The sequence below is a fragment of the Xanthomonas sp. LF06-19 genome, assembly GCF_034105425.1.
Taxonomy (GTDB): Bacteria; Pseudomonadota; Gammaproteobacteria; order Xanthomonadales; family Xanthomonadaceae; genus Xanthomonas_A; species Xanthomonas_A sontii.
On record NZ_JAXGGH010000013.1, the window covers coordinates 21,447 to 41,867 of the forward strand.

Annotated in this window: 19 protein-coding genes and 1 tRNA gene; 10 read left to right on the forward strand and 10 right to left on the reverse strand. The window is 70.4% G+C overall.

The genetic code is table 11. The features are described 5' to 3' along the window. Positions 1-451 precede the first annotated feature (451 nt). Positions 452-527 (forward strand) — tRNA-Phe (locus tag SLW55_RS19525). Between the two features lie 5 nt (positions 528-532). Here the strand turns inward: SLW55_RS19525 and SLW55_RS19530 are convergent. Further along, on the reverse strand, positions 533-655 hold the full coding sequence (locus tag SLW55_RS19530; protein WP_267103857.1) for a hypothetical protein: 123 nt from the start codon (positions 653-655) through the stop codon (positions 533-535). 240 nt (positions 656-895) lie between these two features. On the opposite strand from SLW55_RS19530, the gene SLW55_RS19535 reads away from it, so the two are divergent. Next, the gene (locus SLW55_RS19535; RefSeq protein WP_152235989.1) at positions 896-1,141 is read left to right on the forward strand and encodes a hypothetical protein; all 246 of its coding nucleotides are present in this window, start codon (positions 896-898) and stop codon (positions 1,139-1,141) included. Between the two features lie 95 nt (positions 1,142-1,236). Then, complete coding sequence (locus tag SLW55_RS19540; protein WP_043092287.1) at positions 1,237-1,782, forward strand: lipocalin family protein; 546 nt, start codon at positions 1,237-1,239, stop codon at positions 1,780-1,782. Positions 1,783-2,047: 265 nt separating this feature from the next. On the opposite strand, the gene SLW55_RS19545 is transcribed toward SLW55_RS19540, so the two are convergent. From SLW55_RS19545 to queG, 3 genes are read right to left on the reverse strand one after another with little or no spacing between them, the layout of a single operon-like run. Beyond that, complete coding sequence (locus tag SLW55_RS19545; protein WP_320745583.1) at positions 2,048-2,434, reverse strand: hypothetical protein; 387 nt, start codon at positions 2,432-2,434, stop codon at positions 2,048-2,050. 28 nt (positions 2,435-2,462) lie between these two features. Next, on the reverse strand, positions 2,463-3,803 hold the full coding sequence (gene xseA / locus SLW55_RS19550) for an exodeoxyribonuclease VII large subunit (RefSeq protein WP_320745584.1): 1,341 nt from the start codon (positions 3,801-3,803) through the stop codon (positions 2,463-2,465). Positions 3,804-3,829: 26 nt separating this feature from the next. Further along, on the reverse strand, positions 3,830-4,936 hold the full coding sequence (gene queG / locus SLW55_RS19555; RefSeq protein ID WP_320745585.1) for a tRNA epoxyqueuosine(34) reductase QueG: 1,107 nt from the start codon (positions 4,934-4,936) through the stop codon (positions 3,830-3,832). Between the two features lie 23 nt (positions 4,937-4,959). Between queG and SLW55_RS19560 the strand changes: the two genes are divergently transcribed. From SLW55_RS19560 to SLW55_RS19585, 6 genes are all read left to right on the forward strand, one after another. Continuing rightward, on the forward strand, positions 4,960-6,447 hold the full coding sequence (locus tag SLW55_RS19560; RefSeq protein WP_320745586.1) for an NAD(P)H-hydrate dehydratase: 1,488 nt from the start codon (positions 4,960-4,962) through the stop codon (positions 6,445-6,447). Beyond that, positions 6,444-6,926, forward strand: a complete 483-nt coding sequence (gene tsaE / locus SLW55_RS19565; RefSeq protein ID WP_320745587.1) for a tRNA (adenosine(37)-N6)-threonylcarbamoyltransferase complex ATPase subunit type 1 TsaE — start codon at positions 6,444-6,446, stop codon at positions 6,924-6,926. Before SLW55_RS19560 ends, tsaE begins: the two co-directional genes overlap by 4 nt. Positions 6,927-7,006: 80 nt before the next feature. Beyond that, on the forward strand, positions 7,007-8,587 hold the full coding sequence (locus SLW55_RS19570; RefSeq protein ID WP_267104545.1) for an N-acetylmuramoyl-L-alanine amidase: 1,581 nt from the start codon (positions 7,007-7,009) through the stop codon (positions 8,585-8,587). A gap of 134 nt (positions 8,588-8,721) precedes the next feature. Continuing rightward, positions 8,722-10,602: a DNA mismatch repair endonuclease MutL gene (gene mutL / locus SLW55_RS19575; protein WP_320745588.1), complete on the forward strand. Its 1,881-nt coding sequence runs from the start codon at positions 8,722-8,724 to the stop codon at positions 10,600-10,602. After that, positions 10,602-11,531 (forward strand): DUF1684 domain-containing protein, encoded by a 930-nt coding sequence (locus SLW55_RS19580; protein WP_320745589.1) that lies wholly within the window; start codon positions 10,602-10,604, stop codon positions 11,529-11,531. The genes mutL and SLW55_RS19580 overlap by 1 nt, the downstream gene beginning before the upstream one ends. A 13-nt stretch (positions 11,532-11,544) precedes the next feature. Then, positions 11,545-12,525, forward strand: coding sequence for a TraB/GumN family protein (locus SLW55_RS19585; RefSeq protein WP_320745590.1), 981 nt, complete (start codon positions 11,545-11,547; stop codon positions 12,523-12,525). Between the two features lie 194 nt (positions 12,526-12,719). Here SLW55_RS19585 and phaR read toward each other — a convergent pair whose 3' ends face one another. The 3 genes from phaR to gluQRS form a co-directional block, all read right to left on the reverse strand. Beyond that, a complete protein-coding gene (gene phaR, locus SLW55_RS19590; RefSeq protein WP_017909334.1) occupies positions 12,720-13,238 on the reverse strand; it encodes a polyhydroxyalkanoate synthesis repressor PhaR in 519 nt (172 codons plus the stop codon). A gap of 207 nt (positions 13,239-13,445) precedes the next feature. Next, the gene (locus SLW55_RS19595; RefSeq protein ID WP_017909333.1) at positions 13,446-14,186 is read right to left on the reverse strand and encodes a beta-ketoacyl-ACP reductase; all 741 of its coding nucleotides are present in this window, start codon (positions 14,184-14,186) and stop codon (positions 13,446-13,448) included. A 62-nt stretch (positions 14,187-14,248) separates the two neighbouring features. After that, positions 14,249-15,175 (reverse strand): tRNA glutamyl-Q(34) synthetase GluQRS, encoded by a 927-nt coding sequence (gene gluQRS / locus SLW55_RS19600; protein ID WP_320745591.1) that lies wholly within the window; start codon positions 15,173-15,175, stop codon positions 14,249-14,251. Positions 15,176-15,277: 102 nt separating this feature from the next. Between gluQRS and htpX the strand changes: the two genes are divergently transcribed. Next, complete coding sequence (gene htpX / locus SLW55_RS19605; protein ID WP_320745592.1) at positions 15,278-16,162, forward strand: protease HtpX; 885 nt, start codon at positions 15,278-15,280, stop codon at positions 16,160-16,162. A gap of 92 nt (positions 16,163-16,254) precedes the next feature. Here htpX and SLW55_RS19610 read toward each other — a convergent pair whose 3' ends face one another. The 3 genes from SLW55_RS19610 to SLW55_RS19620 form a co-directional block, all read right to left on the reverse strand. Further along, complete coding sequence (locus SLW55_RS19610; RefSeq protein ID WP_320745593.1) at positions 16,255-18,327, reverse strand: EAL domain-containing protein; 2,073 nt, start codon at positions 18,325-18,327, stop codon at positions 16,255-16,257. Positions 18,328-18,515: 188 nt separating this feature from the next. Continuing rightward, complete coding sequence (locus SLW55_RS19615) at positions 18,516-19,712, reverse strand: NAD(P)/FAD-dependent oxidoreductase (RefSeq protein ID WP_150411440.1); 1,197 nt, start codon at positions 19,710-19,712, stop codon at positions 18,516-18,518. Further along, positions 19,709-20,254, reverse strand: a complete 546-nt coding sequence (locus SLW55_RS19620) for a YaeQ family protein (RefSeq protein ID WP_017909328.1) — start codon at positions 20,252-20,254, stop codon at positions 19,709-19,711. Before SLW55_RS19620 ends, SLW55_RS19615 begins: the two co-directional genes overlap by 4 nt. Positions 20,255-20,421: the final 167 nt, after the last annotated feature.

A 20,421-nucleotide genomic window follows, 5' to 3' on the forward strand; every position in this document is an offset into this window, starting at 1 on the left:
CTAGCTGCGCGATGGCGTCGTCCACGTCGTGCCATCTGCCGTCAGCCCTCAATCCGGCATGCGGCCGGCCTGTGGGCCGGCCATTACTCCGTTCCGTTATGTCATCCACCTCCGTTGCTGCTTCTCCGATCGCCCTTGGCGCAGCGACCCACCAGATCATCCAGGCTGACCCGCACGTGCCTGCGGACGTTCAGGTACGGCGGAATGACCGCGGCTGGTCGGGCGTCCGGTCGGTGTCCTCGGCGATCCGGCCGGCGGCCATCACCAAGGCGTCCCTGCCGTGCGCCGGCCGGATGCCGAGGACGTGTCCAGCATCGCGCCCCCTCGGATCGGACGCAGTCGGCGCAGGCCGCGGCGGTCGGTAGGAAAATTCTGCAACATTGCGCTTGCCCAATCCCGATCACCTCGCTATGATGCGCGTCCTCGCACCGGTCCTGCCGCGTTGCGCAGTGGCCGAGTAGCTCAGTTGGTAGAGCAGGGGATTGAAAATCCCCGTGTCGGCGGTTCGATTCCGTCCTCGGCCACCATTCTTTCAGGGCTTGCAGCAATGCAGGCCCTTTTCTTTTGCCGCGAGGGTTTGCGGCATCTGCATGCCTTGGCGGTGTGTTGTGCTGCCTTGGTCGCCGTCGTCGAAGGTGGCGTACGGCGTCGCCATTCGGCGTCCGGGCCGATCTCCCGCGCTGTGCAGATTTCCGCATGCGCGAGGCCTGTTGCGACGGTCCTTTGCCCTGATCGGGTGTGAAGAAGGTGTGTCCACGTCCGTAGACAACTGCGCCCAGTTCACGGTTTTTCGGGATCTTCCGCTCAATCAATGGCGCTGCCTGTCGTAATCATAGGCACGGGCAATCGGGGGAACCTGCCAATGACCAGCGGATTCGGACGGAGATGTGGCGGCGTGGCCCTGCTGTTGGCCATGGCCGGCAACGCCGTGGCAGCCCCTTCCGACCGGACCGAGCATGCGGGCGAGCAGGGCGGTCCCGGTGCCGATGCGCCCTACATCGAACAGGTCGGTTCCGAGTGCGTGATGGTCAATACCTACCTGCAGCGGCGCGACGGGGTGGTCGAGCGCGTGGTGCTGCGCGAGCCGGTGCAGTGCGCCAGTCGGCCGGACCAGCGCTCCATGGCCGATCTGAGCAACTGACCGCCGCGCCATGACGGCCGGCGTCCCGCGCAGCGCTTTACATCACTGCGCCGCTCCTGCATAAGCTGCTGCTTCCCGTCCATCGGAACCTGCGCATGCGTCTTTCGCCGATCGCGCTGCTGTTGCTGGCGTGCCTGTTGTGCCTCGCACCGCCGCTGCGCGCCGCACAGCCGGTGAGCTCGGTCGCCGCGTTCGATCTCGGCCGTTATGCCGGGCAATGGCACGAGATCGCGCATCTGCCGGTTTCCTTCCAGAAGAAATGCGTCGGCGACGTCACCGCGGCCTATGTGCTGCGCGACGACGGTCAGGTCGGCGTGCGCAACGCCTGCCGCACCGCCAGCGGCGACACGCTGGCGGCCGACGGTGTGGCCCGGCGGGTGGAGGGCCATCCCGGGCGGCTGCAGGTGCGCTTCGCGCCGGATTGGCTGGCCTGGCTGCCGATGGTGTGGGCCGACTACTGGGTGATCGCGCTCGACCCGGATTATCAATGGGCGCTGATCGGCGAACCCGGACGCAAGTACCTGTGGGTGCTGTCCCGCTCGCCGCGCATGCAGCGCAGCGTGTTCGAGGGCATCAAGGCCAAGGCGGTGGCGATGGGGTACGACCTCGACCCGCTGCTGGTGGTCGCGCCGCTGGACTGAGTGGGCGCTGCCGGCGCGTCGTTGCGGGCGGATCGGTGTCACATGGGCGACAGGCGCTGAGGATTGGGCCATCGCTGGGACTTTGCCGCGCGCTGTACGACGCTTGGGGCAGCGACTTGCAGTTCGCTGTGGCCGGCTGCTTCCGCCGGCGGTGGCTGGCGCCCTGGAAGATGTGCCTTGGCGCCTGCTGTCTGGCAGTGCATCGTGCATGCCGGGTGACGCGTCGCAGGCCACCCTGTGGGACGGATGCTGCAACCGCTCGGCGTCAGCCGGGAAATGCCGTCAGTGCCGCGGCCAGCAGGTCTGCGCTGTCGCCGTCGCGCAGCGCCTGCAGGGCGTTGCGGCCATCGACCAGGCGCACCTCCCGCAGCCATTGCGACAGCGTCGCCAGATCGCTGCCGCAGCCGTTCCAGGCCACGCAGATGGTGTCGCCGACATTGTGCAGGTCGGCCTGGTTCAGATGCTCCAGGGTGCCGTCATGCGCCAGCCAGGCGAGTGCGCGTTGCGCATCCTCCGGTGCGCCATAGGCGGCGCCGTCGATCAGCGACAGCAGGTCGCTGCTGTCGGCGCGCCGCTCGGCCCGGCGCCGTTCGGCGCGACGCATGCCCTGCAGGATCGCCTTGATCCTTCCTTCGTGAATGCTGTCGGTCATGGGCGGCGAGGCGATGCGGGTGGACGGGTCACTCTTCGCGCTCGGCACGCAGTTGCAGTTCACCGTCGGCCAGGCGTGCGCGCAGCCGATCGCCGGGGGCGACCTGAGCGGCCGAGCGCACCACGCTGCCGTCGTCGACGCGGGTCAGGATGCTGTAGCCGCGCGCCACGGTGGCCAGCGGGCTGACCGTCTCCAGTGCACGCGCCAGTGCGCGCAGGCGCTGCGCATCGGTCTGCAGTTGCCGCGCCATCGCCGCCTGCGGACGTCGGCCCAGCGCCAGCAGGCGCACCCGCAGCATCGCCAGCCGCCGTTGCGGCTGCGCGGCGCGCAGCACCGCGGCGGCATGGCGCAACTGGGCATGCCGGCGTTCCTGCTGTTGCCGCCATACCGCCGCCAGCCGCCGTCCGATCTCGTGCTGGCGGCGCTGCAGCAACTGCAGGCGCACCTGCGGGCTCTGCGCCTGCAGGCGCAGCAGGGCGCGGTCGGCGCGTTGCTGCGCTTGCCGCAGCCGGTGCTGCTGCCAGCGCAGCAACGCGGCATGCTGGGAGCGCAGGCGCGCGCCGAGATCGCGCTGATCGGGCACCAGCAATTCGGCGGCGACCGACGGGGTGGGCGCGCGCAGGTCGGCGGCGAAATCGGCCAGGGTCACGTCGGTCTCGTGGCCGACGGCCGACACCACCGGGGTGACTGCCGCGGCGATGGTGCGTGCCAGGTGTTCGTCGTTGAACGCCCACAGGTCCTCGAGCGAACCGCCGCCGCGGGTCAGCAGGATCGCGTCGTAGCGGCCGCTGGCGTCTGCCTGGCGCAGCAACGTGGCGATCTGCGCCGCGGCGCTGTCGCCCTGGACCAGGCTCGGCAGGATGTCCACCTGCAGCAGCGGCATGCGCCGGCCGAGCACGCTCAACACGTCGCGCACCGCGGCGCCGCTGGGCGAGGTGATGACCGCCAGGCGCCGCACGAAGCCGGGCAGGGCGCGCTTGCGCTCGCTGGCGAACAGGCCTTCGGCGGCGAGCCGGGCCTTGAGCTCCTCGAACGCCCGGCGCAAAGCGCCTTCGCCGGCTTCCTCCAGATGGTCCAGCACCAACTGGTAGTCGCCGCGCGCTTCGTACAGGGTCAGGCGCCCGCGCGCCAGCACCCGCAGGCCTTCGCGCGGCACGAACCGCAGCCATTGGCTCTTGGGCTTGAACATCGCGCAGCGCACCTGCGCGCGCGCATCCTTCAGGGTGAAATAGAGGTGGCCGGACGAGGGGCGGGTGACGTTGCCCAGTTCGCCTTCCACCCAGGCCAGCGGAAAGGTGCTCTCCAGCAGGTCGCGGGCCAGCGTGTTGAGCTGGCTGGGGCTGAGGATCTGGTCGGCGCGATCGGACATGCGGGCAGTGCAGGGCGTACGGGCGCCTATCCTCGCACGTCGGCAGCTGTGGCCGGCTGCGTCGACTTGGCTGCATGCCGGGCCAGCGCCCATTGCACGTGCTCGCGCACCAGCGGCGAGGGATGCTGCGCGCGCGCGCCTAGCGCGGCCAGCACCTGCGGCGTGGTCGGGGCGTTGCCCAGCGCTACGGCGATATTGCGCAGCCAGCGTTCGTGGCCGCTGCGGCGGATCGCGCTGCCTTCGGTACGGCGCAGGAACTCGTCTTCCTCCCAGGCGAACAACTGCGCCAGCGTGGCCTTGTCCAGGTCGTTGCGCGCGCGGAAGTCCGGCTCGTCGCTGCGCTTGGCGAACTTGTTCCAGGGGCAGATCAGCTGGCAGTCGTCGCAGCCGAAGATGCGGTTGCCGATCGCCGCGCGCAGTTCCTCGGGAATCGCGCCGTCGTGTTCGATGGTGAGGTAGGCGATGCAGCGGCGCGCATCGAGTCGGTACGGCGCGACGATCGCCTGGGTGGGGCAGACGTCGATGCAGCGCGTGCAGGTGCCGCAGTGGGCGCTGGCCGGCGGGTCGATCGGCAGCGGCAGATCGACGTAGATCTCGCCGAGGAAGAACCAGGAGCCGCCGTTGCGGTCGATCAGGCAGGTGTGCTTGCCGATCCAGCCCAGGCCGGCGTCGCGCGCCAGGGCGCGTTCGAGCACCGGCGCCGAATCGACGAACACGCGGTGGCCGAACGGGCCGATCTCGTCCTGGATGCGCTCGGCCAGCTTCTGCAGACGGTTGCGCATCAGCTTGTGGTAGTCGCGGCCCAGCGCATAGCGCGCGACGTAGGCGCGCTCGCCGTCGCGCAGCGTGTCCCAGGCCGAATCGTCGTCGTTGCGGCCGTAGTCCAGGCCCACCGAGATCACCCGCAATGTGCCGGGGATCAGCTCCGCCGGGCGGGAACGCTTGTCGCCGTGCTGGGCCATCCAGTGCATCGTGCCGTACAGGCCCTGTTCCAGCCAGTCGCGCAGATGCGCCTCGTCCTGCTGCAGTTCGATGCCGGCGATACCGCAGCGCTGGAAGCCGAACGTGCGTGCCAGCGCGCGGATGCGCGCGGCGGCGGTGTGGGGATCGGCGATGTCGAGGCGGGCGGACATCGCGCAAGTATAGAATCCCGTGCATGTACGACTGCTTCGATCTCTATGCCACCGCGGACGCGCGCCGCATCGATGCGCAGGCCACCGCGCTGCTGGGCGGCGACGGCTATGCGCTGATGCAGCGCGCCGGCCAGGCCGCGTGGCAGACGCTGCTGCAGCGCTGGCCGCAGGCGCAGCGCATCCTGGTGGCCTGCGGCAGCGGCAACAACGGTGGCGATGGCTACGTGCTGGCGCGGCTGGCGCATCGCGCCGGGCGCCAGGTGCGTGTGCTGCAGTTGTCCGGGCGCGGCCCGCAATCGCCGCTGGCGCAGCGCGCCTGCACCGACTACATCGGCGTCGGCGGTCGCATCGAGGAGTTCGACGCGGCACTGGCGCCGGCCGACGTGGTGGTCGATGCGCTGCTGGGCATCGGCCTCAATCGCGCGCCGGACGCCGAACTGGCGGCGCTGCTCGGCGCGCTGGGAGGACTTGGCGCGCCGGTACTGGCGCTGGATGTGCCCAGCGGCGTGGACGCCGAAACCGGCAGCGTGCCCGGCGCAGTCCTGCCGGCGACGCTGACCTTGCAGTTCATCGTCGCCCATGCCGGCCTGCATACCGGTGCGGCCTTGAACCATGTCGGCGAGCGCGCGCTGGCCGCGCTGGAGGTGCCGCTCGCTGCGTTCGCCGGTTGCGCGCCGCGCGCGCAGGCCTGGACCGTCGGCGCCTTGCGCAATCGCCTGGCGCCCCGCCGGCAGGACAGCCACAAGGGCGATTCCGGGCATGTGCTGTGCGTCGGCGGCAACCTCGGCAGCGGCGGGGCGGTGATGCTCAGCGCCGAATCGGCCCTGCGCAGCGGCGCCGGCCTGGTCAGCGTGGCGACCCGCAGCGCGCACGTGGCACCGCTGCTGGCGCGCTGCCCGGAGGCGATGGCGCATGCGGTCGACGAGGCGGCGGCGCTGGCGCCGTTGCTGCGCAAGGCCAGCGTGGTTGCGCTCGGTCCCGGGCTTGGCCAGGACGCCTGGGCGCAGGCGCTGTGGCAGACGGTCCTGGCCGATGAGGATCGCGCGCTGATCCTGGACGCCGATGCATTGAACCTGCTTGCGCAGGCGCCGCGGCCCGTCCCGCAGGCGGTACTGACCCCGCATCCCGGCGAGGCCGGGCGCCTGCTCGGCATCGCCACCGCCGAGGTGCAGCGCGATCGCTTCGCGGCCGCTGCGGCCTTGGCCGAACGCTATCAGGCGACGATTGTGCTGAAGGGGGCCGGCAGCTTGGTCGCCGCGCCCGGGCAGACGCCGCGGGTAATCGCCGCCGGCAATCCGGGCATGGCGGTCGGCGGCATGGGCGATCTGTTGACCGGGGTGATCGCGGCGCTGCGCGCGCAAGGGTTGCCGGCGTTCGAGGCGGCCAGCGTCGGCGCGCTGCTGCATGCCGGCGCCGGCGATCGCGCGGCCGCCGACGGCCAGCGCGGCCTGCTGCCCACCGACCTGTTGCCGGCGCTGCGGCGCCTGTCCAATCCGGAATCCGAACCATGAGCCTCAGCTTGTTCCTGCCCGACAGCGAGGCCACCGAGCGCCTCGGCCGCGTGCTGGCCGCGACCCGCCCGGCGCAGGCCGCGGTGCATCTGCACGGGGATCTGGGTGCCGGCAAATCGACCCTGGCACGGGCGCTGCTGCGCGCGCTCGGGGTGCAGGGCGCGATCCGCAGCCCTACCTACACCCTGGTGGAGCGCTACCCGCTGGCCGATGGCGAGGCCTGGCACCTGGATCTATACCGCATCGGCGTGGCGGGCGAGCTGGATTTCCTCGGACTGGACGAGGGCGGGGCCACGCTGTGGCTGGTGGAATGGCCCGAGCGCGGCGGCGACGTGCTGGCGCCCGCCGATCTGGACGTGTGCCTGGCGGTGCACGGCGACGGGCGTCGTGTCGCCCTGCAGGCACGTACCGATGTGGGGACCGCCTGGCTGGCGCAGCTGGCCCAGCAGGCCGACTTGCAGGGACTTTTTGCCGGCTGACGCTAGAAAGTGAAGGCAGGTTATGGATTATTAAGGGAAAACCGCTTGCCTTTGACTCCCGGCGATGTTTGAATCGCGTTATGCGCCCGGGGACCCGTTTTTTCGCCAGTTTCGCCGCTGCCGCAGGCTGGTGCCTGGCGGCGCAGACGGCGTTTGCCGGGCAGGTGCAGTCGGTCTCGCTCGACAACGGCGCCACCGGCACCCGCGCCGAGATCCGTCTGCAGGGCAGCGGTGGCTTCAGCACGCTGTCGCTGGCCAATCCCAATCGCCTGGTCGTCGATCTTCCCGATTCCTCCGCTGCCAAGGGCCTGAAGCTGCCGGCCGGCGGCGGCGTGGTCAGCGCAGTGCGCACCGGCCATCCGGTGCCGGGCACCTTGCGCATCGTCTTCGACCTGAGCAGTTCGGTGGTGGCGTTCAAGCCGCAGATGCAGACCATCGGCGGCAGTTCGGTGCTGGTGATCGAGTGGCCGGGCGAGGCACCGGCGGGCAAGGCGGTCGCCGCCGACGCGCCGGCAGCCGTGGCTCCGCTGCCGCAGGCCGCGCCTGTCGCAGCGCCCAAGCCGGTAGTGGATGCGCGCGCCGAAGCCGCACGCGCGACCGCGGCACTGACCTCGTCGGTGGTGCAGCGTGCCAGCCAGCCGGCGCCGACCCCGGTGCCGCCGCCCGCCGCGCCCACGCCAGCCCCGACCGTCGTTGCCTCTGCGCCGAGCGTTGCTGCCGCGGTGGCCGGCCGACCTGTGCCCGGCGTTGTGCCGACGCCGGCGCCTGCGACAGTCGCGCCGCCGGCGAACGCGCCGTCCGAGCGTGACGACGCGGACGACGATGCGGCGGTGGCTGCTGCCGCCGAAGCACGGCCGGTGATGCCGAGCGCGGCCTCGCGGGTGAAGATGGCGCCCGGCATGCGTCCGCTGATCGTGGCCATCGATCCCGGCCATGGCGGCCAGGACCCCGGCGCCAGCGGTCCGACCGGCAAGCACGAGAAGGACGTGACCCTGGCGATCGGCCGCGAACTGGCGCGCCAGATCAACGCCACGCCGGGCATGAAGGCCTACATGACCCGCACCACCGACGTGTTCATTCCTCTGCCGATGCGCGCGCAGAAGGCGCGTGCGGCCAAGGCCGACATCTTCATTTCGATCCACGCCGACGCGGCCGAGAACCGCAGCGCGACCGGTTCCTCGGTCTATGTGCTGTCGACCAAGGGCGCGTCCTCGCAGCGCGCGCGCTGGCTGGCCGACAAGGAAAACGCTGCCGACCTGATCGGTGGCGTGCGCCTGCAGAAGACCGACAGCACCCTGGCCAACGTGTTGCTGGACCTGGCCCAGAGCGGCCACATGAAGTCCTCCGAAGATGCGGCCGAGCAAGTGCTGGGCGGACTCAAGCGGATCGGCAACAACCACAAGCCCGAGATCGAGCGCGCGAACTTCGCGGTGCTGCGCACCTCGGACATGCCGGCGATGCTGGTCGAGACCGCCTTCATCTCCAACCCCGACGAAGAACGCCGGCTGACCGATCCGGCCTACCAGCGCCGCATCGCTGGTGCCGTGCTCGATGGCGTCAGCACCTTCTTCACGCGGCAGCCGCCGCCGGGCACGCTGTTTGCCGCGCGCGCGCAGGCCGAGGCGGAAGCGGCCAGCACCGTGGCCGGCGGCAGCCGCTGAGGCGCTATCATTAACGGCTGATCCTCGATGACGGCGTCCGCGCCGCGAGCCGTGCCGATGTTCTTCTTCTGCTGTCGTTTTCGTCCTGTCGCCACGACCGGCGCGCGTCTGTATGCGCGTGGAGCGAGGACGGCATGAGCATCCGTCAGCTGCCCGAGATCCTGATCAACCAGATCGCCGCCGGCGAAGTGGTCGAGCGTCCGGCCTCTGTCGTCAAGGAACTGGTGGAGAACGCGCTGGACGCCGGTGCGCACCGCGTCGACATCGATCTGGAAGAAGGCGGCGTGCGCCTGATCCGCATCCGCGACGACGGCGGCGGCATCGCGCCCGAGGAACTGCCGCTGGCCATCTCGCGGCACGCGACCAGCAAGATCGCCTCGCTGGACGACCTGGAATCGGTGGGCACGCTCGGGTTCCGTGGCGAAGCGTTGCCGTCGATCGCCTCGGTCAGCCGCTTCACCCTGGCCTCGCGCCGTGCCGGCGACGAACACGGTGCGGCGCTGCAAGTCGAAGGCGGCAAAGTCGGCGAGGTGCAGCCTCGCGCATTGCCGCCGGGCACCCTGGTCGAGGTCCGCGAGCTGTTCTACAACGTGCCGGCGCGGCGCAAGTTCCTGCGCGCCGAACGCACCGAACTGGGCCACATCGAGGAGTGGCTGCGTTCGCTGGCGCTGGCGCGCCCGGACGTGGAGCTGCGCGTCTCGCACAACGGCAAGCCGTCGCGGCGCTACAAGCCGGGCGATCTGTACTCGGACGCGCGCCTGGGCGAGACCCTGGGCGAAGACTTCGCAAAGCAGGCGCTGCGCGTGGACCACAGCGGTGCCGGCCTGCGCCTGCATGGCTGGATTGCGCAGCCGCATTACTCGCGCGCTAGCGCCGATCAGCAATACCTCTACGTCAACGGCCGCTCGGTGCGCGATCGCAGTGTCGCCCATGCGGTGAAGATGGCCTACGGCGACGTGCTGTTCCATGGCCGCCAGCCGGCCTATGTGCTGTTCCTGGAACTGGAGCCGGCGCGGGTCGACGTCAACGTGCATCCGGCCAAGCACGAGGTGCGCTTCCGCGACGCGCGGCTGATCCATGATTTCGTCTACCGCACGCTGCAGGATGCGCTGGCGCAGACCCGTGCCGGCAGCCTGCCGGGCACGCTCGGTGCCGAAGCGACGGCCGCGGTGCCTGCCGCGGGCACTGCGGCCTGGGCGCCCGCGGGCCTGCCGAGCGGCGGCGGTGGCGCGGGCGGTGGAGGGCAGGGCTACGGTTACGGCGCGCAGTGGCGCCCGGCGCAATCGCCGTTGGGTTTGCGCGTGGAAGAGGCGCCTGCAGCGTACGCGGCGCTGTACGCGCCCACCGCCGACGCGGGAAGCGCCGCCAGCCTGCCGCGGCAGACCCAGGACCCTGCCGGCGGCCTGCCGCCGACTGCCGCCGACAGCGGCGTGCCGCCGCTCGGCTACGCCATCGCGCAATTGCACGGCATCTACATCCTGGCCGAGAACGCCGACGGCCTGATCGTGGTCGACATGCACGCCGCGCACGAGCGCATCGGCTACGAGCGTTTGAAGACCGCGCACGATGGCATCGGCCTGCATGCGCAGCCGCTGCTGGTGCCGATCACCCTGGCAGTCGGCGAACGCGATGCCGACACCGCCGAGCGCGAGGCGGAGACGCTGGCCGCGCTCGGGTTCGAGATCACCCGCAGCGGACCGCAATCGCTGCACGTGCGCAGCATTCCCGCACTGCTGGCGCAGGCCGAGCCGGAGGCCTTGCTGCGCGACGTGCTCACCGACCTGCGCGAACACGGCCATAGCGGTCGCGTCGCCGGCGCGCGCGATGCGTTGCTGTCGACCATGGCCTGCCACGGCGCGGTGCGCGCCAACCGCCGCCTCACCATTCCGGAAATGAACGCACTGCTGCGCGACATGGAAGCCACCGAGCGCTCCGGGCAATGCAATCATGGGCGTCCGACCTGGGCGCGGTTCACCTTGGGCGAGATCGATCGTTGGTTCCTGCGGGGGCGGTGATGGACAAGCGGATGTGGACGGCGGCGCTGCTGGCGGCGCTCGTCGCCTTGAGTGGCTGCGGCAAGCAGGCGCCGGCACCGGCCGCGCCGAAGGCGATGGACGCACGGTTCGTGGCCGACGAGCAGGCTTGGCGCGCGCAGCGCCAGCGCGAACTGCGGGCGCCGGACGGCTGGACCAGCCTGGTCGGCCTGCACTGGCTGGAATTGAAGGAGCACTACATCGGCAGCGGCCCGGACAGCGGCATCCGCCTGGCGGTGGGGCCGGCGCGGATGGCGCTGGTGTCGCAGGCGCAGCGCGAGGTGTACCTGACCCCCGAGCGCGGCGCCGCCCTCAGCGTCGCCGGCGCGCCGGTGCAGGGGCGGATCCGCGTGTACAGCGACCACGATCCGCAGCCGACGGTGATCGACTTCGACGACGGCAAGGGCAAGCTCAGCCTGATCGAACGTGGCGGCCGTTATGCGCTGCGAGTCAAGCACGCCGATGCGCCGACCCGGCTCGGTTTCGCCGGCGTGCCGTACTGGCCGCTGGCCGAATCCTGGCGCGTGCGCGGGCGTTTCGTGCTCAATCCGCCGGGCACGACCCTGCCCATCGTCGACATCATCGGCGTCACCACGCCATCGCCCAATCCCGGCGCGCTGGAGTTCGAGCGCGGCGGCAAGCGCTACCGCCTGCAGGCGATCGGCGAACCCGGCCAGCCGCTGTTCGTGGTGTTCGCCGACCGCACCAGCGGTCACGGCAGCTATCCCGCCGGGCGCTTCCTGGACGTGGACCCGCCCGCGGCCGACGGCAGCGTGGTGCTGGATTTCAACCGCGCCTACGACCCGCCCTGCGCGTTCACCCCCTTCGCCACCTGTCCGTTGCCGCCGCCGGAGAACCGCCTCGACCTGGCGGTGGATGCCGGCGAGAAGGCCTATGCTGCCGCCCATTGAACCGAGGATGCCGATGACCCCGTTCCCGCGCCTGTTGCGCCGCCTGCTGCTGGGCCTGTCGCTGTGCCTGGTGCTGCCGGCACTGGCCCGCACGCCGCCGCCGGTGGCCGCGGCGCCTGTCGCGCCCGTCGCCGCAGCGCCCACGGTGGTGCCGCCCACGCCGCTGTTGTGGAAGGTCAGCGGCCCGCGCGGCACGCTGTACCTGCTGGGCTCGTTCCACATGCTCAAGGCCGACGACTATCCGCTGGCGCGCGAAGTCGATGCGGCCTACGCGGCGTCGCCGCGGCTGCTGTTCGAACTGGCGCCGAAGGACGTGGACGCGCCGCAGCTGGGTGCGCAGATGCTGCAGGCGGCGCAACGCCACGACGGCAAGCGGCTGCAGGACGATCTGGACCCGGCGACCTGGGAGCGGCTGCGCCGCTATGCCGCCGGCCACGGCCTGCCGCTGGCGCAGATGAGCGGCTTCGAGCCGTGGTTCGTCGGCCTCAGCATCAGCATCGCCGACATGAAGGCGCAGGGCCTGGAGGCCGATGCCGGGCTGGATCGTCATTTCATGACACTGGCCTTGCGGGACGGCAAGAGTGCCGAGGGCCTGGAGACCGCGCAGGCGCAGATCGACCTGCTCGACGGCATGGACCCGGTGGAGCAGAAGCAGATGCTGACCGAGGCGCTGGACGACGCCGAGCAGGGCGCGGCGCAGACCCTGCGCCTGCACGACGCCTGGCGCCGCGGCGACGAGCGCCAGCTGTGGCAGGAGATCGGCGCGCAGATGAAGCGCGACTACCCGCGGCTTTACCAGCGCATCGACGTGGAGCGTAACCAGGCCTGGCTGCCGCGCCTGGAGCAGCGCCTGAAGGACGGTGGCGGCGACACTCTGGTGGTGGTGGGTGCGCTGCACCTGCTCGGGCCGGACGGCGTGGTCGATGGCCTGCGCGCGCGCGGCTACAAGGTCGAGCGGATCTGCGGGAACTGCAAGCCGGCGCGTTCGCGCTGACGGGAAGGTGCGTCGCACGTGTGGTTGGCGTGCGGCCGTACCCTCATCCGCCCCTGCGGGGCACCTTCCCCCCAAAAGGGGGCCGTGGTCCCGATGGGAGAAGGGAGAAGCTGGAGCCCCTCTCCCGCCGGGAGAGGGGTTGGGGTGAGGGTAGGGGCGCGAGGCGCCCCGCCGAACCCACCAGATCGCAATCCTCAGCGCGGACGCGACTTCGGTGCGGCGCCCGCCGGCGGTTCGCCAGGCTTGCCGGTGCCCGCGCCAGCGGCTGGGCGACCGAAGCCGGCGCCGAGGTTGCGCTGGAATTCCTGCCACAGCTCCAGATTGCGCTCGGTGAGCTGGTTCATCATGGTCCACGGGGTCTGCCCCAGCAGATTGCCCATCTGCTGGCGGAACTGCTGCTGCTGGTCGAGGAACACCTGCATGCTGCGCTCCAGGTAGTTGCCCATGAAGCCCTGCAGCGAGTCGCCGTAGAAGCGGATGATCTGGCTGAGCAACTGCGTGGACAGCATCGGTTCGCCGTCCTGTTCCTGGTCGGCGATGATCTGCAGCAGGACTGCGCGGCTGAGGTCTTCGCCGGTCTTGGCGTCGCGGACTTCGAATTCCTCGCCGTCGATGATCAGCTGGCGGACGTCTTCGATGGTGATGTAACTGGAGATCTCGGTGTCGTAGAGGCGGCGATTGGGATACTTCTTGATGATGCGAATCTCAGCCATGAAGCGATCGCTCTGTGACGGTAGGCGCGCAGCATGGCGCAGCGCAGCAGGGCTTGCAACCGCCGAAAGTACCTGAACACGCGGGTGCAGCAAAAAAATCATGCTGCGCAGCATTCGCAGCGCAGCAAAAGTCCACAGGCCGCCGTGGCGGCCAATGCGGGATAGCGTTACCTCGCGCGAATGCCGCCGGCTGAGCGATTCAGCCGCTCACCACCCCATGTGGTGGCCGCCGTTGATGTCCAGGTTCGAGCCGGTGATCCACGCGGCCTCTTCGGCGACCAGGAACGCCACGGCGTAGGCGATCTCCTCCGGCTTGCCGAGGCGCCCGGTGGGGATGTCGGCGGCGATCTTGGCGCGCACTTCCTCCGGCACCGCCATCACCATGTCGGTGGCGACATAGCCCGGCGAGACCGTGTTGACGGTGATGCCGTAGCTGGCGTTCTCGCGTGCCAGGGAAATGGTGAAGCCATGCATACCGGCCTTGGCCGCAGCGTAGTTGGCCTGGCCGTACTGGCCCTTGAGACCGTTGATCGAACTGATCTGGATGACACGCCCCCAACGCTTCTGGCGCATGCCCTCGATCACCGGGCGGGTGACGTTGAACACCGAGTTGAGGTTGGTGTTGATGACTTCGTGCCATTGCTCGGCGGTCATCTTGTGGAAGGTGGTGTCGCGGGTGATGCCGGCGTTGTTGACCAGGATCTCGACCGGACCGAGTTGGCGTTCGACCTCACGCACCAGGGTCTGCGCGTGCTCGGGCGAGGCGACGTCGCCGGGCACGATGGCGACGTCGTGGCCACGCTCGCGCATGCGCTGCTGCCAGGCCAGGGCCTTGGCCTGGTCGCGGTAGTTGCTGGCCACGCGGTGGCCCTGCGCGGCCAGCCGCTCGCAGATTGCGGTGCCGATGCCGCCGGTGCCGCCGGTGACCAGCGCAACGCGTGATGTCATGGATGTCGCTCCGGATAGAAATGGTGGGAAAGGACGGCCGCGGCGCGGCCCAGGGTCCGATTCTAGTCAGCCTTGATGTCGCTGGGGATAGCCGGTGCGACTGGCGCCGCATCATCCACGCGTCGGTCCTGCGCCGGCAACCGCGCCGGGTCAAAGGCGCGCAGCGCGGCGGCCAGCAGCGCCGGCACCGACCCGGCGCCGGCCAACGCTGCCGGCGGCTGGCCCAGCGTCGCCCAGACCAGGCGCAGCGCCGGCAGCGGGTCGGCATCGTCCAGCGGCAGCGCCGCGTGCGACTTGGACAGCTTGCGGCCATCGGCGTCGAGCAGCAGCGGCAGGTGCAGGTAGCGCGGCGTGGGCAGGCCCAGCGCACGCTGCAGCAGGATCTGCCGCGGCGTGGAGTCCAGCAGGTCGGCGCCGCGCACCACGTCGGTGATGCCTTGCGCGGCATCGTCGACCACCACGGCCAGTTGGTACGCCCAGCAGCCGTCGGCGCGCAGCAACACCACATCGCCGACCTCGGCATGGACGTCCTGGGCCAGCCGGCCGCGCACCGCGTCGTCGAAGGCCACCACGCTGGCCGTACCGGGCGGCACGCGCAGACGGATGGCCGGCTGTGCGCGTGGCGCGTCGGTGACGCAAGCGTGGTGCACGCCCCCCTGCGCCGCCAGGGCGCTGCGGCTGCAACTGCAGGGGAAGGCGAGGCCGGCCTGCAGCAGCCGCTGCAGGGCGTCGCGGTAGACCGGGTCGCGCTCGCTCTGCCGCAGCACCGGTCCGTCGGCCTCCAGGCCGCAGGCGCGCAGGCTCGCCAGTTGCCGCTCGGCGGCGCCGGGCACGCTGCGCGGGCGGTCCACGTCCTCGATGCGCAGCAGCCACTGGCCGCCGGCGTGGCGGGCGAGCAACCAACTGCCGAAGGCGGCGAGCAGCGAACCCAGGTGCAGCGGGCCGGTGGGCGAGGGCGCGAAGCGGCCGCGGTCGGGAGGCGGGGACATGGACAGCTGAATCCTCGGTCAGGTGCGCGCTTGAATTCAAGCGGCCGACACCGCAGATTCGAGCCAATCCTTCCACTTAATCTGTGCGGAGCCCACGCTCACATGTTCAATCGTATCGTCCTGTTCCTCATCACCAACCTGGCGGTGCTGGTGCTGGCCGGCATTGTCATGTCCGTGTTCGGGGTCAATCCCAACCAGATGGGCGGCCTGCTGGTGATGGCCGCGATCTTCGGCTTCGGCGGCTCGCTGGTGTCGCTGCTGCTGTCCAAGTTCATGGCCAAGCGCGCCACCGGTGCGCAGGTGATCACCGAGCCGCGCAACCACACCGAGCGCTGGTTGCTGCAGACCGTGCAGCGCCAGGCGCAGGCCGCCGGCATCGGCATGCCCGAGGTCGCCGTGTACGACGGCCCGGAGATCAACGCCTTCGCCACCGGCGCCAACCGCAACAATGCGCTGGTCGCCGTTTCCACCGGCCTGCTGCAGAACATGACCGAGGACGAGGCCGAGGCGGTGCTGGGCCATGAAATCAGCCACATCGCCAACGGCGACATGGTGACCATGGCATTGCTGCAGGGCGTGCTCAACACCTTTGTGATCGTACTGGCGCGCGTGGTCGGTGGCGTGGTGGACAGCTACCTGTCGGGCAACCGCGACGGCCGCCGCGGCCTGGCCTACTACGCGATCGTGATGGTGCTGGAGCTGGTGTTCGGCCTGTTCGCGACGATGATCGCGATGTGGTTCTCGCGCTACCGCGAGTTCCGCGCCGACGCCGGTGGCGCCAGCCTGGCCGGCCGCGCCAAGATGATCGCGGCGCTGCAGCGGCTGGAACTCAACCATGGCCAGAGCACCTTGCCGTCGCAGGTGCAGGCCTTCGGCATCGCCGGTGGTCTGGGCCAGGGCCTGCGCAAGCTGTTCATGAGCCACCCGCCGCTGTCCGAGCGCATCGCCACCCTGCGCGCCTCGCACGTCGACGCGACGGTGAGCTGAGGTCGACCGCTACAGGCGCAGGCAAATGCCTGCGCCTGTAGCGGCTTTTGCCAATCCCCAATCCCCAATCCCGAATCCCCAATCCCGGCCCCTCAGGCAAAATCGAACGTCATCCCCGGCGCCGCCAGGCCGACGAACTCGCCCTGCACGTAATCGACGCCGGCACTGAACAGCAGGCTCATCGAGGTGGCGTCGGAGACGAACTCGGCGATGGTGCGGATGCCGGCAGACTGCGCGCGCCCAGTGATCTCGCGGATCTTGTCCTGGTGCTCGCGGGTCTGGGTCAGGTCCTGGGTGAAGCCGCGGTCCAGCTTCAGGAACGAGGGCTGGAAGTGCGCCAGCAACTGGAACGAGTCCAGGCCGGAGCCGAACTGTTCCAGCCCGACCTTGCAGCCCAGGGCGGTGGCGTCGGCCAGGAACTGCTGCGCGTTGCGCAGGTGGGTGAACACCTTGGCCTCCGGCGTCTGCAGCCACAGGCGGTCGCCGGGCACGCCGTGCGTCGCCAGTTCGCGCCGGATCAGGTCGACCATCTGGGTATCGGCGAAGGCTTCCGGGCTGACCTTGACCAGCAGGCTGGTGGCGTGGCCGGCGCGCTGGCGTTCGCCGATCACGGCGATCGCACGCGCTACCACCCAGCGGTCGATCTCGGCAGTCAGGCCATGCTCGGCGGCGATGCCGAGGAAGGTCGACGGGCCGATCAGCTCGTCGTTGCGCTCCAGGCGCAGGTAGGCCTCGTACAGCTCGTGCTGGTCGCCCTGCAGGTTCAGCACCGGCTGGTAGTGCAGCAGGAAGCCGTCGCCGGCCAGGGCCTCGCGCAGGTGCTGGACCCAGCGCTGCACGCGCTCCTCTTCGAGGCGATCGGCCGCGCCCGGGTCGAAGATCTTGCACGCGTTGCCGCCCAGCTCGACGGTCGCCTGCACGTTCTCGCTGGCGCGGGCCAGGACCTGGCCGACGCTGGCGATCTTCTCGCCGATCTGCACGCCGCCGATGCTGACGGTGACCGTGGCCGAGCGCTCGCCGACGCTGAACACCTGGCTGGCGTAGGCCTGCAGCAGGCGCTCGGCCAGCGCCGCGGTGCGCGCGTAGTCGCCTTCCAGCAGCAGTGCGAAGTTGTGCTCGCCGAAGCGCGCCGCCTGCACGTCGCCGTCGATGGCGGCGGCCAGGTGCTGGGCCAATGCGGCGACCAGCGCATCGGCCGAATCCAGGCCGATGTCGGCCAACAGGCGTGCGTAATGATCCGGCTCGACCAGCAGGAAGCCGTACTGGCCCTCTCCGCGGCCGACCTGGGCCACCGCGGTTTCCAGCGCCAGCATGAAGGTCGGGCGGTTGAGCAGACCGGTGACCTGGTCGCGCTGGCGCAGGTCCTCGACCTCGCGCGCCAGTTCCGGGTCGAACTCCTCGCGGCGGCGGAACACCACCTGCACGCAGGCCTCGCCCTCGTAGCTGGCGGTGGCGAATTCCATCGTCGCCGGAAAGCTGTCGCCTTCCAGGGTACGCGCGTCCACCTGGTACTGCGCCGGCGGCGGCTCGCCCTTGCTCAGCGACTTCAGCAACTGCTTGAAGCCTTCCACGTGCTGCGGGGCGACCATGTCCAGCAGCGATACGCCTTCGACGTCGTCGAACGACTCGAACCCGAACATCTCCAGGTAGGCGTCGTTGGCGCGGATATGCATGCCCTCATGGATGTAGGCGATCGGATCGCGCGAGGAGGCGATCAGCGCGTCGCAGCGGCGCTCGGTCTCGCGCATCTGCGCCTCGATCCGGCGCAGCCCGCGCCGCGCCTGCAGGTCAGACCAGGTGGTGCGGACCACCGCCAGCAGGTGCTCGGGGCGCTGCCGTAGCGCGATCGCACGTGCGCCACCGGCCACCGCCTCCAGCCATTCGTTCTCGTCGATGCGCTCGGCCAGCACGATGACCGGGATGTCCTTGCCGCTGGCGGCGACCCGTTGCAGCACCTGCGGCAGGGGGATCGACTGGGCCTGTGCGCTGAGCACCAGGTCGATCGGCTGTGCGGTCAGCATCGCCGACAACTCCTCGGCGTGCTGCGGCCGCGACGGGCGCACCGCGATGCCGCTGTTGCGCAGGCTGCTGACGATCGCCTCGGCGTCTTCGCCGCTGTCGTCGACGATCATCAGGCGGAGGGTGATGTCTTTGCCTGTGTGCATGAAGCCTCCCGGGGACGGGGTTTAATACACGATGCCCGCGGTCGCGTCCATGTTGTTCGGGAATGGGGAATCGGGAACGGGGAGTCGCAAGAGCGGACTGCCGTGTCTGCACGTTCGCGGGTGGACCGAGACGCGCGCGCAACGAGCGGTGTTTCGAGTCCCCATTCCCGATTCCCCATTCCCGCCCGCTAGGCCGCCAAACCAGCCGCATGGCCCGAGGCCCAGGCCCACTGGAAGTTGTAGCCGCCCAGCCAGCCGGTGACGTCGAGCACTTCGCCGACGAAGTACAGGCCGGGCACGCGCCGCGATTCCATGGTCGAGGACGACACCTGGTCGGTGTCCACGCCGCCCAGGGTGACTTCGGCGGTGCGGTAGCCCTCGGTGCCGCTGGCCACCAGCGGCCAGGCGCCGAGCAGCTCGGCGGCGGCGCGCAGCTGTGGCTCGTCCAGCTGGCGCACCGGCTTGTCCGGCAGCCACACCTCGCACAGGCGTTGTGCGAAGCGGCGCGGCAGTGCCTCGCCGAGTACCGTGCGCAACTCGGCGGCGCCGCGCAGGCGTTTCTGTTCGCGCAGCCAGGTCGCCGCGTCCTGCCCCGGCAGCAGGTCCAGGCGCAGGTCGTCGCCCGGTTGCCAGTACGAGGAGATCTGCAGGATCGCCGGGCCGCTGACGCCGCGGTGGGTGATCAGCATGAAGTTGCGGAAGCGCGCACCGTTGCAACTGGCCTCCACCGGCAGCGCCAGGCCGGACAGGTCGTGCAGGCGTTCCTGGTGCTTGCCGCTCAGGGTCAGCGGCACCAGCCCGGCGCGGGTCGGCAGCACGGCGTGGCCGAACTGCCGCGCCAACTCGTAGCCGAAGCCGCTGGCGCCGAGGCTGGGGATGGACAGGCCGCCGGTCGCCACCACCAGCGAGGCCGCATGCACCGGGCCATCGTCGGTGTCCAGGCGGAACCCTTCGCTGCCGCGTTCCACCGCGCGCACGCTGCAGTCGGTGCGCACCGTCACCCCCGCCGCGGCGCACTCGTCCACCAGCATGCGCACGATCTGCTTGGAGGACACGTCGCAGAACAACTGCCCCAGTTCCTTCTCGTGGTAGGCGATGTGGTGGCGTTCGACCAGATCGATGAAATCGGCCGGGCGGTAGCGGGCCAGCGCCGATTTGCAGAAGTGCGGATTGGCGGACAGGAAGTTGCCCGGCCCGGTACCGGTATTGGTGAAGTTGCAGCGGCCGCCGCCGGACATCAGGATCTTCTTGCCGACCTTGTTGGCATGGTCGATCACCCGCACCCGGCGCCCGCGCTGGCCGGCGGCGATCGCGCACATCAGCCCGGCGGCGCCGGCGCCGAGTACCACGACATCGGTGCGGAGGGGGGCGGTCCCGGCGCTCATGCCGCGGCTTTGCGCACCGTGGGGGTGAAGGCGAAGCTGCCGCTGTCGCCCAGCCACTGCACCTCGCCGTCCTGGATCACCACGTCGAAGCGCATGCTGCGCTGGATCAGCTCGGCCGCCGCAGCGACGGCGTCGGCCGGCAGGTCGATCACCTGTACCGGCTTGAGCTTGATCAGCGCGGACGCGTTCTTGTCCCACCAGATGTCCGCGGCGCGGCCGCCATAGTTGGCCACCACCACCGAGCGCGCCCGGCCGCAGGCCTTGCGTACCCGCGACTCGTCGGGCTGGCCGACCTCGATCCATTGCTCGATCGCGCCGGTGTAGTCCATCCGCCACAGGTCGGGTTCGTCGTCGCTGCTCAGGCCCTTGCCGAACAGCAGGCGCTCCTCGGCGTACAGGGCGAAGGTCAGCAGGCGCGCCATCAGCCGCTGATCGGTTTCGGACGGGTGTTGCGCCAGGGTCAGGGAATGGGCGGCGTAGTAGCCGCGGTCCATGTCGGAAATCTGCAGCTCCGCCTTGCGGAGGGTGGCGGTGAGGGCCATGCGGCTACCGGGATCGAGGGCGCACTAGGATACGGTGTGGGGCCGCCGCTGGCCGGGGACTTGTGGGGAAGCGGGAGAATCGAGGCCGGGGGGCGCGTGTCCGACCCGTGGCCGGGGCGGGGGGGAGGGGGAGCCACGGCCACCTCCGGCGTGGTCGCAGGCTCAGT

Bases quoted from the DNA above. Each gene is read 5' to 3' on its own strand.
- SLW55_RS19570 (WP_267104545.1), top strand. From the start codon at position 7,007: ATGCGCCCGGGGACCCGTTTTTTCGCCAGTTTCGCCGCTGCCGCAGGC.
- SLW55_RS19585 (WP_320745590.1), top strand. From the start codon at position 11,545: ATGACCCCGTTCCCGCGCCTGTTGCGCCGCCTGCTGCTGGGCCTGTCG.
- SLW55_RS19540 (WP_043092287.1), top strand. From the start codon at position 1,237: ATGCGTCTTTCGCCGATCGCGCTGCTGTTGCTGGCGTGCCTGTTGTGC.
- SLW55_RS19595 (WP_017909333.1), bottom strand. From the start codon at position 14,186: ATGACATCACGCGTTGCGCTGGTCACCGGCGGCACCGGCGGCATCGGC.
- htpX (WP_320745592.1), top strand. From the start codon at position 15,278: ATGTTCAATCGTATCGTCCTGTTCCTCATCACCAACCTGGCGGTGCTG.
- mutL (WP_320745588.1), top strand. From the start codon at position 8,722: ATGAGCATCCGTCAGCTGCCCGAGATCCTGATCAACCAGATCGCCGCC.
- tsaE (WP_320745587.1), top strand. From the start codon at position 6,444: ATGAGCCTCAGCTTGTTCCTGCCCGACAGCGAGGCCACCGAGCGCCTC.
- queG (WP_320745585.1), bottom strand. From the start codon at position 4,936: ATGTCCGCCCGCCTCGACATCGCCGATCCCCACACCGCCGCCGCGCGC.
- xseA (WP_320745584.1), bottom strand. From the start codon at position 3,803: ATGTCCGATCGCGCCGACCAGATCCTCAGCCCCAGCCAGCTCAACACG.
- SLW55_RS19545 (WP_320745583.1), bottom strand. From the start codon at position 2,434: ATGACCGACAGCATTCACGAAGGAAGGATCAAGGCGATCCTGCAGGGC.
- SLW55_RS19560 (WP_320745586.1), top strand. From the start codon at position 4,960: ATGTACGACTGCTTCGATCTCTATGCCACCGCGGACGCGCGCCGCATC.
- phaR (WP_017909334.1), bottom strand. From the start codon at position 13,238: ATGGCTGAGATTCGCATCATCAAGAAGTATCCCAATCGCCGCCTCTAC.
- SLW55_RS19580 (WP_320745589.1), top strand. From the start codon at position 10,602: ATGGACAAGCGGATGTGGACGGCGGCGCTGCTGGCGGCGCTCGTCGCC.
- SLW55_RS19610 (WP_320745593.1), bottom strand. From the start codon at position 18,327: ATGCACACAGGCAAAGACATCACCCTCCGCCTGATGATCGTCGACGAC.
- SLW55_RS19620 (WP_017909328.1), bottom strand. From the start codon at position 20,254: ATGGCCCTCACCGCCACCCTCCGCAAGGCGGAGCTGCAGATTTCCGAC.
- gluQRS (WP_320745591.1), bottom strand. From the start codon at position 15,175: ATGTCCCCGCCTCCCGACCGCGGCCGCTTCGCGCCCTCGCCCACCGGC.
- SLW55_RS19615 (WP_150411440.1), bottom strand. From the start codon at position 19,712: ATGAGCGCCGGGACCGCCCCCCTCCGCACCGATGTCGTGGTACTCGGC.
- SLW55_RS19530 (WP_267103857.1), bottom strand. From the start codon at position 655: ATGGCGACGCCGTACGCCACCTTCGACGACGGCGACCAAGGCAGCACA.